Here is a 12383-nt window from a genome sequence, read left to right on the forward strand (position 1 = left end):
TGTAGACTTTTGGCTCATTCGGGTGAAACCGATGTTTCACCCGCCTTTCAGCTTTGCTGAAAGGTCGTCCTGTGTGAGAGTGACCGCCAGACCAAGCGAGCTTGGTCTGGCGGTCACTCTCACACAGGACGGAAATGAGCCAAAAATCAGGCAGTGTCATATCTTTTGTTTGTGCTATGAAAAAAATACATCTTCATGGGCGTATGTCACTATGCAAAGATTTTCTTAAGTGCTATAATTCTTTTGTTTGTTGAAAATATCGTAAGAAAATGTATGAAATTGTGGATTGAATCCTATATAATGATATCTTTAGTATGCATATTTTTTTATGAAGAATATAAAGAGGTGTTGAATGAATTGTCTCAAAATGAAACGCCGTTGTTTACCGGCTTAATTGAACATAGTAAAAAAAATCCCGTCCAGTTTCATATTCCCGGTCATAAGAAAGGTGCAGGGATGGATCCTGCCTTTAAGGAATTCATAGGGGATAATGCGCTTTCCATTGATTTGATTAATATCGGTCCTTTAGATGACCTCCATCAACCTAAAGGAATGATCAAGGAAGCGCAGGATTTGGCTGCCGAGGCATTCGGTGCCGATCATACTTTCTTCTCTGTTCAGGGGACGAGCGGAGCGATCATGACGATGGTCATGAGTGTGTGCGGACCTGGAGACAAGATCATTGTTCCAAGAAACGTGCATAAATCCGTTATGTCTGCGATTGTTTTCTCAGGAGCCACACCTATCTTTATCCATCCAGATATTGATGAAGATCTTGGGATCTCACACGGTATCACGACAGACGCCGTTGCAAAGGCTTTGGAACAAAACCCCGATGCCAAAGGTGTACTGGTCATCAATCCGACTTATTTCGGGATTTCCGCAGACCTAAAGAAAATCGTGGAAATTGCCCACTCGTATCATGTTCCGGTGCTGGTCGATGAAGCTCATGGGGTTCATATACACTTCCATGATGAACTTCCCCTGTCAGCCATGCAGGCAGGTGCTGATTTAGCGGCTACGAGTGTTCATAAGCTCGGGGGATCCATGACTCAAAGCTCAGTCCTTAATATGAAAGAAGGACTTGTCTCTGCTAAGCGTGTGCAGACCATCTTAAGCATGCTTACGACGACTTCCACGTCATACTTACTACTAGCATCTCTTGATGTTGCAAGAAAACGACTTGCTACGGAAGGACGGGAACTCATCACCAAAACGATCGAACTCTCACAGAGTATGAGAAAGCAAATCAATGAGATTGACGGCTTATACTGTGTAGGGGAAGAAATTCTTGGAACGAAAGCCACCTATGCGTATGATCCGACTAAGCTGATTATATCCGTGAAGGATCTTGGAATCAGCGGGTTCGATGCGGAAAAGTGGTTAAGAGAAGCTCATAATATCGAGGTTGAAATGTCCGACCTGTATAATATCCTGTGCATCATCACACCTGGTGATACTGAATATGAAGGAAACCAATTGGTCACTGCTTTAAAAGAACTGGTTACAAGCCTTAAGAAACAAGGCGAGATGACCCCGGTTAAAGTTATGCTCCCTGATATTCCTGTTCTATCTATTACACCGAGGGACGCTTTTTATGCTGATACGGAAGTCATTCCGATTGATGATTCCGTGGGGAGGACCATCGCTGAGTTCATCATGGTCTACCCGCCCGGAATTCCCATATTCATTCCAGGGGAGATCATCACTCAGGAAAACATCCATTACATCAAAACCAATATAGAAGCAGGCCTTCCAGTACAAGGGCCTGAAGACTATGATTTACGACATTTAAGAGTCATCAAAGAGCATCGGGCCATTCGATGAAAAAAAGGATGAAGAAGGAGACCCTTCTTCATCCTTTTTATTTTTATTTATAAGAACCCCTTTAAGACGCTATTCAACCCGCTCCCCTTAGCAGACATTAATCATCTAATTCTTTATCGTCGTTGCAGTCACAGCAGTTAGAGAATAAAACAGAAACCTTCTCATTTTCATAATGCTCAATAGTGCTTAGGCATGATTGACATACAATTGTTCCCATCTTTTTTCCTCTCCTTTAAATGGTTTTGTAAACGCTTTATCTTATCTGCTTCTATAATAATATAACACATTTAAAATATCAAGCCTAAATTGTATAACATATTTAAGTTTTTATCCTCACAATCAATCATACTTTTAATTCTAAGAGTGTATGTAAGGGCTTTCTTAAATATGTAGAATTCAATAAAAAAATGCATGAATGAAGTAAATCACCCATGCATCTTCTATCATTATTCTATTGTTTTAATCCTGTGTGGATCCAGTGTTTCATACCCCTTCGCACGAAGGCCATTCACAATGTCCGTCAACGCTTCACTCGTCCATGTACGATCATGCATGAGGAGATTGGCTCCGTCATTCAAATATGGACTGTTAACCATGATATCCGTAATCGCTGCTTTATTTTGATATTGTTTTTCCCAATCATATCCGTAGGTCCAATTCATCAGGGACATCTTTTCTTCCGCTGCAAGCTCGCGACTGTAATCCGTATTTTGACCGAAAGGTGCCCTGAAAAAATGCGGCCTCTCCCCTGTAATGGATTCCACAAGGTCACTGACAGAGAGGATTTCCTCTTTCTGCTCTTCTGGAGAAAGATCTCTTAAACTGCTGTGACTATATGTATGATTCCCAATCATAAATCCAAGATCATGAATCTTTTTTAACGTTTCTTTTTCCTCAGGCGTATCAAGGAAATGACCGTTCACAAAGAAAATGGCTGGTGCATTCAACTCTTTTAGGTCTTTAGCCATTTGGAGCGCATGTTGATCGGGTGCATCGTCAATCGTCAATAGGACCACTTTAGGATTGGCTTTATCGATTGGTTCGATGCTCCAATTAGCCTCATTTATCTTATAATCCTTGGTTTGCACCACTTCTTCTGAAGGTTCTTCCTTCTCTTTTGTTTCACTTTCTGACACTTCAGTGTCTTGGCCTTCACTTTGCTTCTGATCCACTTCTTTCACTTCAGTCTGGTTGGATTTTTCCGCTTCATGGCTGGATCCCGTTTGTCCACTTCCACAAGCAGTCAGGAGCAGGAGGGTTAATCCGGATGCTAAAATCTTTTTCATGTCTCTCACCTTTCCGTATTCACTTTGAATATTTTAACATATTCTATAGGGAATCTGGGAAGGAATTAAAATATTTCCAATATATTTTCGAACGCCATTTTAAAAACAAAAAAGCATGTCAGACTGAATGAGGTGATAAATAGCGTAAGCCTTCTTGATTGAACGATCTTTCTTGCAGCCATAAAGGCAAGGTAAAAAAACAGGACAAACATAATCCATTTATATTCTATATGATCTTTTTCAGAAATCCATTCAGCTATTGAAAACACGCTCCATAGAATCATTTGGACTAAAAAAGCGATGTACGATTTCATGATAAAACATCCTTTAATAGATTTATTTACATTTACCCGGCCGACTACAATAAAAACCCCCGAGTGACTCTTATATATGGTGATTCAATCAAATCATTGGTGTATTAACATAGTATATTCTTTTAAGATGACTTTCATTATGTATGACTTTTCAATTTTGTAACATTTTTATGACTTGGCGCTTTTTCATTTTCGCCTATGATAAAATGTGACGTAAGATACGTTAAAGAGTAATTCATTTACAAATTTATAACTCCACGTTCATAGCATCGTTTAAGAAAAGAGGATGATGTATGAAACATATATTAGCTTTTGCGATACTTACTTCCACTATGCTCATTTTGACTTCGTGTGATGACCTCTCATCCAATAAAGTGGTTTTGGCACAAGATCAATTTATTGAAAAACAGGTGATTTTTTTTACGGATGAAAGAAATGTTTCAAGGGAAATACCATACTACGATGCCATCATTGAGCTTAAAAAACAGTACCCTGATCACTTTAAGAAACTAAAAGTTGTCAGTTTAAACACGAAGACGACACATGATATCGCCGATACCCCACCCGCTTCTCCAGCCATCGTTGTGGTAGAGGACAATCAGATCATATGTAAAGTGGAGGGGCATAAGTCTAAAGAAAATATAATCTAGCCTGTTTCCAGAGCCATTCAAACCTGGGGACAATGATGCATGAATAACGATCGGGGTCGAAGCCTTGTATGCTTCAACCCCTTTTCTTTTCCATAATAAAAAGGATGATCCCATTTATAGGGATCATCCTTTTGTCATGCCTATTATTTAATAATGTGAATCGGGCTTCCCATTGCAACTTCTGCTGCTTCCATGGAAATTTCACCTAAAGTCGGGTGAGCATGAATCGTCATGGCAACATCTTCAGCTGTCATTCCGGATTCAATTGCAAGTCCTAATTCAGCGATCATATCAGATGCACCAGAACCAACAATTTGAGCACCGATTATTAAACCGTCTTCTTTACGAGTAACAAGCTTCATAAAGCCGTCACTTGCATTAAGAGCTAAAGCACGTCCATTTGCAGCAAATGGGAATTTAGCAGCCGTTACTTCAATGCCTTCTTCTTTCGCTTCTGCTTCAGAATAACCTACTGTTGCCAGTTCAGGATCTGTGAAGCAGACAGCAGGGATACCAAGGTAATCGATTTCTGCCGGTTCACCTGAGATGACCTCTGCAGCGATCTTACCTTCATAAGAAGCTTTGTGAGCAAGTGGTGGTCCATCAACGATATCACCGATTGCGAAGATATTCGGGATGTTCGTGCGGCATTGTTTATCAATTTTGATAACCCCGCGGTCTGTCATCTCGATCCCAACTTCTTCAAGACCGATTTCATCTGTGTTTGGACGACGGCCAACCGTTACTAGAACGTAATCAGCTTCAACCGATTTCTCTTCGCCCTTCACTTCATATTTAACAACGACTCCGCTGTCACTTTCTTCAACGCCTTTAGCCATAGCTTTCGTTACAACTTCAACGCCTTTTTTCTTAAGTTCTTTTTTCACGACAGATGTCATTTGCTTTTCGAATCCGCTAAGGATATCGTCGGCACCTTCCAAAATCGTTACTTCTGATCCAAGATTGGCATAAGCAGTACCAAGCTCAGTTCCGATATACCCTCCACCGATGACAACAAGCTTGCTTGGAATTTCTTCTAAAGCAAGTGCGCCTGTAGAATCAAGCACGCGTTTAGAGAATTTGAAGCTTGGGATTTCAATCGGGCGTGAACCAGTTGCAAGGATCAAGTTGTTGAACTTGTATGTTTGAGCTGAGTTCTCGTCCATCACACGAAGTGTATTGGAATCTACCAGGTAAGCTTCACCGCGAACGATTTCAGCTTTATTCCCTTTAAGAAGTCCTTCAACACCGCCGGTTAATTTCTTAACGACTCCAGCTTTCCATTCTTGAACTTTATCGAAATTCACTTTTACGTTTTCAGCGACGATCCCCATATCATCAGAGTGCTGAGCCTGATGGAAACGGTGACCTGCTGTGATAAGAGCTTTGGATGGGATACAGCCAACATTCAAGCATACTCCACCCATGTTTTCTTTTTCGATGATTGTCACTTTTTGTCCGAGTTGAGCTGCACGGATTGCAGCTACATATCCTCCGGGACCTGAACCGACTACGATTGTATCTGTTTCAATTGGGAAATCTCCTACTACCATTGTATTACGCCTCCATTAATAATAATTCTGGATCGTTCAACAAACGCTTGATATGGTTAAGTGCATGTTGAGCAGTAGCTCCGTCAATCATGCGGTGATCGAAGCTCAATGATAATGCTAACACAGGTGCCGCTACAATTTCACCATTTTTAACCACAGGTTTTTCTGCAATGCGTCCAACACCAAGGATGGCAACCTCTGGATGGTTGATGACCGGAGTGAACCATTGTCCGCCGGCAGAACCGATATTCGTGATTGTGCAAGATGCACCTTTCATTTCATCGCCTGAAAGTTTACCATCACGTGCTTTTCCAGCCAGTTCATTGATTTCATTTGAAATGGAGAACATGGACTTACGGTCCGCATTTTTCACAACCGGTACTAATAGACCTTTATCCGTATCAGCAGCGATTCCGATATTGTAATAATGTTTTTGTACGATTTCGCTTGTTGCATCATCAATGGATGTGTTCAGAGCTGGATACTCGCGTAATGCACTTGTCAATGCTTTGACGATGTAAGGTAGGAAAGTCAATTTCACACCTTTTTCAGCTGCAACTTCTTTGAACTTCTTGCGGTGGGCCCAAAGTTTCGTTACATCGATTTCGTCCATCAACGTTACGTGAGGAGCTGTATGTTTTGAGTTTACCATTGCTTTCGCAATCGCTTTACGCATTCCACTCATTTTCTCACGAGTTTCAGGGTATTCACCTTCAGGAGCTTTAGGTGCAGAAGGTTTAGATTCTGATGCTTGGGCATTTTCTTCTGTTTTCGCTTCTTCCTGCGTAGAAGCAGGCTTGCTGTCTCCACTTAGGAATGCATCGATATCTTCCTTCACCACACGTCCATTTTTACCTGAACCTGATACTTGACGAATTTCAACACCGTTTTCCCTTGCGTACTTACGTACTGAAGGCATAGCGATCACTCGCTTATTTGGGTCAACTTCTGCATCGGATTTCTCTTCAGCAGCTTCTGGAGAAGCTTCTTTCTTTACGTCCTGGCCTTGTTCTGCAGTTGCTTGAACCTGACCTTCCGTTTTCTCTTCGGCTTTTTCTTCTTTCTTTTCTTCTTCTCCACCTTTGAATTGCAGGTCCTCATAACCAGGTGCATCGAACTTGATAAGAGTATCGCCCACAACTGCTACAGTACCTTCGTCAACAAGAAGTTCTTCAACCGTTCCTGCTACCGGAGAAGGGATCTCAACAACAGCTTTATCGTTTTGCACTTCACATAGTACATCGTCTTCTTCCACTTTATCGCCTGGCTTTACAAACCACTTGACGATTTCACCTTCATGAATACCTTCACCAATGTCTGGTAATTTGAATTCGAATGACATGGACTCGACCTCCTGTATTGAATAATGAATATATAGATGAATGTTTGGTTATATCTGTCTCTTTTTCTTATATCTATAATTGGAAAAGAGAAGGGTGGCGTCCCCTTCTGTTTTCACTTATCTATCTATGGAGGAGCTTTTTAGCTCCCTGCCATTAGAAATTCAGAACTTTTTTCGCTGTTTCGATGACGTCTTTGTGGTTTGGTAACCAGATAGGTTCTGCTTGAGAGAAAGAGAACACTGTATCCGGTGCCGCTACACGAAGAACTGGTGCTTCCAGGCTAAGGATCGCACGGTCATTGATTTCAGCCACAACGTTCGCTGCGATTCCCGCTTGCTTTTGAGCTTCTTGAACCACGATGGCACGGTTTGTTTTCTCAACAGATGCCATGATCGTGTCAATGTCCAGTGGACTTACAGTACGAAGATCGATCACTTCAACTGAGTGACCTTCTTTTTCAAGCTCATCTGCCGCTTTCAATGATTCGTGTACCATAGCTCCGTAAGAGATGATCGTAAGGTCTGTACCTTCACGTTTCACATCTGCTTTACCAAGTTCAATTGTGTATTCCTCTTCAGGAACCTCTTGACGGAATGAACGGTATAATTTCATATGTTCTAAGAAAATGACAGGGTCATTATCACGGATAGATGAAATCAATAGTCCTTTAGCGTCGTATGGAGTTGATGGGATGACCACTTTAAGACCTGGTTGTTGAGCCATCAAACCTTCTAAGCTGTCCGCATGAAGTTCTGGAGTATGTACTCCACCACCAAATGGGGAACGGATTGTGATAGGTGATGTATACGTGCCACCTGAACGGTAACGCATTCGTGCCATTTGTCCGCTTACTGAATCCATTACTTCATATACGAAACCGAAGAACTGGATTTCCGGTACTGGACGGTACCCTTCTAATGCTAAACCGATTGCTAAACCACCGATTCCTGATTCTGCTAGTGGAGTATCGAATACACGGTCTTCACCGAATTCTTTCTGAAGCCCTTCCGTTGCACGGAATACACCACCGTTTAGACCTACGTCTTCACCAAAAACTAAAACGTCTTCGTTGTTGCGTAGTTCTGTGCGCAGTGCATCAGTGATCGCTTGAATCATTGTCATTTGCGCCATGGCTTATTTCGACTCCTTTTCTTTGTAGATTTCTAATTGCTCTTTTAAGTTATAAGGAAGTTCTTCATACATGTTGTTGATGAAGTCAGTGACCTTTTGTTTTGGAGCTGAGTCTGCTTCCTTGATCGCTTTTTTGATATCTTCTTTTGCTTCTTCGATCACTTCGTTCTCTTTCTCTTCACTCCATAGTCCTTTACCTTCAAGGAATTTACGGAAACGTACTAATGGATCTTTCTTTTCCCAACCTGTATCCATTTCTGATGTACGGTAACGAGTTGGATCATCACCAGCCATTGTATGTGGACCATAACGATAGCAAAGTGTTTCGATCAATGAAGGACCTTCCCCATTTACGGCACGGTTACGCGCTTCTAATGTAGCAGAGTAGACTGCTAATGGATCCATTCCGTCCACTAAGATACCAGGGATACCAGCAGCAACCGCTTTTTGAGCAATCGTACGTCCTGCCGTTTGCTTATCGCGAGGAGTGGAGATTGCGAATTGGTTGTTTTGCACAACGAAAATCGCAGGAGCTGCATAAGAACCTGCAAAGTTGATTCCTTCATAGAAATCACCTTGTGAAGATCCACCGTCTCCTGTATACGTAATGGCTACAGCTTTCTTACCACGTTTTTTAAGGCCAAGTGCCACCCCGGCAGTTTGAATGTATTGAGCACCGATGATGATTTGTGGTGATAGTACATTTACACCTTCTGGAGCCTGGTTACCTTGGAAATGTCCACGTGAGAATAAGAATGCTTTAGCAAGTGGAAGACCATGCCAGATGATTTGTGGAACATCACGGTATCCAGGAAGGATCCAGTCTTCCTTCTCCAGTGCGAAGTGAGAAGCAATCTGAGATGCCTCCTGTCCAGCTGTTGGTGCATAGAAACCTAATCGTCCCTGACGGTTCAGTGAGATTGATCTTTGATCTAGAATACGAGTGTAAACCATGCGACGCATTAATTCCTGCAGATCCTCATCAGAGATCTCCGGCATAGCATCTTCGTTCACTACTTCGCCTTCTTCGTTCAAAATTTGGAACATTTCAAACTTGTCTTCAATTTGCTCGAGCGTCTTAACTGCATCGAATTGTGCCTTCTTTGATTTAGAAGCCATCGAAGTCACCTATCCTTTCTTTATACATTTATTTTGGTTTTTTTACATACATAGTTTAGATTACCCAAATTCAGTATGACCTACCACAATACCTGTGGAAAAACACACACTATAAGTAGTTTTCCACAAATACCAAGAAAGAAAACCCGAAATTACATTCGAGTTTATCTGTATTAGTCAAAAATCATTATCGACTAATACAATTCATGAATACCTATCCTAGTTTACAATATTAAAAATCAGTTAGTCAACGACAAAGTATTATAAATTCTTGTTTCTATCCAATCTTTTTGAAACGTTCTGCCATAAATTTTCAAAACTGTATTAATACCTGGAAACACCCTGTTATATATAAACATATCCTTGTGACTCATCTGTTATAGAGTAAGGAGCCAACGGGACAGCTATAAACATAAAAAAGATGAAGGAGGGCTTTACGCCTCCCTTCATCTTATATGTACCCGTTTATTCGGACTCTTTCACATCAAGATCTGCCTTTGAGTAAAATTCTTGTTTAAGTTTATTGAATTCCTCTGTTTTTGTATTATAGTCCCCATTGAACTTCACTATCTTTTCGTATTGTTCATTAATGGAGGAAATTTGCTTCTCAAGCTCATCCATCGTAAGGTCTTTCTTTTTGAACATATTATAAAGTTCTTTATCAAGAGAAAGGGCCTTTAAGTAAGAGGTTGTTAGCTTTTCATGTAGCTGGTAACGTTCTTCCATCGTTTTTTTCAGCTTTTTCGCATCTTTTTTTAGGTCATCACTTTCTAACTCATCAATATATTCGTCTGCTTTAGCAAACTCTTCCTTTGCTTCCTTCATGGACTCACGTTCTTTTTCGATATTCTCTTTTCTCTTATCAATGTTGTCCAGAGCTTCATCGGAAAGCTTTACAATCTGGTCAAACTCTTTCATTCCAAGATCCATGATTTTCGTATAGATTTCTTGTTCTTTTTCTTCCAACTCTTGAAGAGGCTTCTGAACTTTCACATATTGACTTTCTTTAGCCACGGTTTCTTCAAGAACCTTATACACATTTTCCTCAGGTGTAGAACCACCGACACACCCCATTAATACAAAAATAGCGGCTCCTAAAATGAAAGCAAAACGAAATTTCGACACAACTAGATCCCCCTTAACTATTTACCACCTTCTACTATATCTATGTCTACATCTTTTGACAATAGGGATTTACAACTGTGGAAAAAAATGTCGATTGGACTATTCTCCCTATTAAAATCAATATGTCTATTTGCCACCGGGTATTCCTGTTAATATTGAATCTCATTCATTAACTTTTTCAAAGGAAAATGATAAACTATTACCATACATAATAGATTATCTTAATACGTAAAGTAGAGAAGGGATCAATTTGGATGGCCCTGTCTTTTTTGTGTCCTGACGGGGCCAGCTATTTCTATCTCTATGTATCCTAGGAGGAAAAACAATGATTACGATGAATGACATTATCCGCGAGGGCCACCCCACATTAACCATGGTAGCCCGGGAAGTGCCCATCCCCCCATCAGAAGAAGATCAGGAAACGCTGAGAAGCTTATTGGAATATGTCATAAACAGCCAAGATCCTGAAACGGCTGCCAAATATGGATTGAGACCCGGCATCGGTCTTGCAGCACCTCAAATCAATGTTTCAAAACGGATGCTTGCCGTCAACGTTACAGACAATCAGGGGAAATTATACAGCTACGCATTATTCAATCCGAAAATCATCAGCCATTCCATTGAGAAAGCCTACTTAACTTCCGGGGAAGGTTGTTTATCCGTGGATCGGAATGTACCGGGCTTCGTCCCCCGATATGCCAGAGTGACGGTAAGAGGCTGGGATGTGGACGGCAATGAAGTAAAACTTCGCCTCAAAGGTCTGCCTGCCATTGTATTCCAGCATGAAATCGATCACCTGAATGGCATCATGTTTTATGATCATATCAATCCTTCTAATCCGTTTGAGCCGATCCCTGATGCCATTGCCATTGAACGATAAACGAAAAAAAGGACTCCGGCAGAATATCTGTGGGAGTCTTTTTTAGCATGTCTTAGATCAATTCAAGTTCCTTTAATCCGTGATAGATTCCATCATCATCCACGTGCTTTGTAATCAAATTTGCGTGTTTTTGGACTTCCTCTACGGCATTGCCCATTGCAACACCTGTGCCGACGGATTGGATCATTTCAATATCATTCAGTCCGTCCCCGAAAGCATAGACATCTTCCATGTTAAACCCAAGTTTGGCGATCATCTTCTTGATTCCTTCTGCTTTTGAACCGCCTTTCGGAAGAATATCCATCGAGAATTGGTGCCAGCGGATAAACGTGAAGTCGGTGTATTTCTCCCGGTAAAAATCCTCTTCTTCCTTCGTGCAGAATAGCAGGGATTGATAGATGTCCCTTCCCTTATAAAAATCCGGGGCGTATCCCGGATGAGGAAACTTCAAGCTATTCATACTTTTCTCGATAAAGTCATGATGTTTATGGTTCGCTTTCATCGTTTCATGATTCAAATGAACGACAGGGTGTTCCTTAGTATACGTATCCTCTAATAATTCCTCCAACGTTTCAACTTGCAGAGGGTTTGTGTATATCACTTCATTTTCAAAAACCACATACTGCCCATTAAAAGATACGAAGGACTCGATTCCCAATTCCTCTCTTAAATTTTCGTACATAAATGGTGCCCTTCCAGTTGCAATCGCAACATACGTTCCGTTTGCCTGCAGCGTCCTGATGGCTTCTTTTGTGGCCTGTGGCAGTTTTTTATCGTGATCAAGCAACGTGCCGTCTATATCAAAGAAAACTATTTTAGACATGTTCGTTCTCCTTTTCTAAATATCTAAATATTCAATTGTGATTCTATTTTACCCGTTGTATAAGGTAATCCTTTACAAGGAAAATGTCAATGAAGACAGTCGAACAGAACCATTTACCAAACTTAACCATGTAAGAGATTCCATAAATTCCGTACAATATAAGTAACACAACAGAGACGTCCGTATTATTGTTCCTTTACTTCATAGGAAAATCTCGGTAAACTATTAATAAGGAGTGATCCACCATGTTAAAGAAGCTCAGGAAAAAGCTTTTAAAACAGTGGAAAGAATTGCTTAGAAAAAAAACGATTGCATAATCCCCCTGTTTCTCT

At 41.0% G+C, this 12383-nt stretch carries 12 protein-coding genes; 3 read left to right on the plus strand and 9 right to left on the minus strand.

From position 1 onward, the window contains the following. The first annotated feature begins 357 nt into the window (after positions 1-357). A complete protein-coding gene (locus tag ATG71_RS18295) occupies positions 358-1827 on the plus strand; it encodes an aminotransferase class I/II-fold pyridoxal phosphate-dependent enzyme (RefSeq protein WP_098441895.1) in 1470 nt (489 codons plus the stop codon). 97 nt (positions 1828-1924) lie between these two features. On the opposite strand, the gene ATG71_RS18300 is transcribed toward ATG71_RS18295, so the two are convergent. The 3 genes from ATG71_RS18300 to ATG71_RS18310 form a co-directional block, all read right to left on the minus strand. Next, on the minus strand, positions 1925-2044 hold the full coding sequence (locus ATG71_RS18300; RefSeq protein WP_098440894.1) for a GapA-binding peptide SR1P: 120 nt from the start codon (positions 2042-2044) through the stop codon (positions 1925-1927). Between the two features lie 229 nt (positions 2045-2273). After that, positions 2274-3113, minus strand: a complete 840-nt coding sequence (locus ATG71_RS18305; RefSeq protein ID WP_098440895.1) for a polysaccharide deacetylase family protein — start codon at positions 3111-3113, stop codon at positions 2274-2276. 65 nt (positions 3114-3178) lie between these two features. Further along, positions 3179-3427 carry a hypothetical protein gene (locus ATG71_RS18310; protein ID WP_098440896.1) on the minus strand — a complete coding sequence of 83 codons (249 nt, stop codon included), beginning with the start codon at positions 3425-3427 and terminating at the stop codon, positions 3179-3181. Between the two features lie 293 nt (positions 3428-3720). On the opposite strand from ATG71_RS18310, the gene ATG71_RS18315 reads away from it, so the two are divergent. Continuing rightward, positions 3721-4077, plus strand: a complete 357-nt coding sequence (locus ATG71_RS18315) for a hypothetical protein (protein WP_098440897.1) — start codon at positions 3721-3723, stop codon at positions 4075-4077. Between the two features lie 143 nt (positions 4078-4220). On the opposite strand, the gene lpdA is transcribed toward ATG71_RS18315, so the two are convergent. The 5 genes from lpdA to ATG71_RS18340 form a co-directional block, all read right to left on the minus strand. Continuing rightward, positions 4221-5630 (minus strand): dihydrolipoyl dehydrogenase, encoded by a 1410-nt coding sequence (lpdA, locus tag ATG71_RS18320; protein WP_098440898.1) that lies wholly within the window; start codon positions 5628-5630, stop codon positions 4221-4223. A gap of 4 nt (positions 5631-5634) precedes the next feature. Next, a complete protein-coding gene (locus ATG71_RS18325; protein ID WP_098440899.1) occupies positions 5635-6972 on the minus strand; it encodes a dihydrolipoamide acetyltransferase family protein in 1338 nt (445 codons plus the stop codon). 154 nt (positions 6973-7126) lie between these two features. Next, on the minus strand, positions 7127-8104 hold the full coding sequence (locus ATG71_RS18330) for an alpha-ketoacid dehydrogenase subunit beta (protein ID WP_034756039.1): 978 nt from the start codon (positions 8102-8104) through the stop codon (positions 7127-7129). Between the two features lie 3 nt (positions 8105-8107). Further along, on the minus strand, positions 8108-9223 hold the full coding sequence (pdhA, locus tag ATG71_RS18335; protein WP_060670003.1) for a pyruvate dehydrogenase (acetyl-transferring) E1 component subunit alpha: 1116 nt from the start codon (positions 9221-9223) through the stop codon (positions 8108-8110). A gap of 465 nt (positions 9224-9688) precedes the next feature. Then, positions 9689-10348 carry a YkyA family protein gene (locus ATG71_RS18340; protein ID WP_286163059.1) on the minus strand — a complete coding sequence of 220 codons (660 nt, stop codon included), beginning with the start codon at positions 10346-10348 and terminating at the stop codon, positions 9689-9691. A 325-nt stretch (positions 10349-10673) separates the two neighbouring features. Here ATG71_RS18340 and def point away from each other — a divergent pair, with 325 nt between their 5' ends. After that, complete coding sequence (gene def, locus ATG71_RS18345; RefSeq protein WP_098440900.1) at positions 10674-11228, plus strand: peptide deformylase; 555 nt, start codon at positions 10674-10676, stop codon at positions 11226-11228. Positions 11229-11280: 52 nt separating this feature from the next. Here def and ATG71_RS18350 read toward each other — a convergent pair whose 3' ends face one another. Next, positions 11281-12051, minus strand: coding sequence for a Cof-type HAD-IIB family hydrolase (locus ATG71_RS18350; protein ID WP_098440901.1), 771 nt, complete (start codon positions 12049-12051; stop codon positions 11281-11283). Between the last annotated feature and the right edge of the window lie 332 nt (positions 12052-12383).

This window comes from Bacillus sp. es.034, assembly GCF_002563655.1.
Taxonomy (GTDB): Bacteria; Bacillota; Bacilli; order Bacillales; family Bacillaceae_B; genus Rossellomorea.

Bases quoted from the DNA above. Each gene is read 5' to 3' on its own strand.
- ATG71_RS18300 (WP_098440894.1), bottom strand. From the start codon at position 2,044: ATGGGAACAATTGTATGTCAATCATGCCTAAGCACTATTGAGCATTAT.
- ATG71_RS18305 (WP_098440895.1), bottom strand. From the start codon at position 3,113: ATGAAAAAGATTTTAGCATCCGGATTAACCCTCCTGCTCCTGACTGCT.
- ATG71_RS18310 (WP_098440896.1), bottom strand. From the start codon at position 3,427: ATGAAATCGTACATCGCTTTTTTAGTCCAAATGATTCTATGGAGCGTG.
- ATG71_RS18315 (WP_098440897.1), top strand. From the start codon at position 3,721: ATGAAACATATATTAGCTTTTGCGATACTTACTTCCACTATGCTCATT.
- lpdA (WP_098440898.1), bottom strand. From the start codon at position 5,630: ATGGTAGTAGGAGATTTCCCAATTGAAACAGATACAATCGTAGTCGGT.
- ATG71_RS18325 (WP_098440899.1), bottom strand. From the start codon at position 6,972: ATGTCATTCGAATTCAAATTACCAGACATTGGTGAAGGTATTCATGAA.
- ATG71_RS18330 (WP_034756039.1), bottom strand. From the start codon at position 8,104: ATGGCGCAAATGACAATGATTCAAGCGATCACTGATGCACTGCGCACA.
- pdhA (WP_060670003.1), bottom strand. From the start codon at position 9,223: ATGGCTTCTAAATCAAAGAAGGCACAATTCGATGCAGTTAAGACGCTC.
- def (WP_098440900.1), top strand. From the start codon at position 10,674: ATGATTACGATGAATGACATTATCCGCGAGGGCCACCCCACATTAACC.
- ATG71_RS18350 (WP_098440901.1), bottom strand. From the start codon at position 12,051: ATGTCTAAAATAGTTTTCTTTGATATAGACGGCACGTTGCTTGATCAC.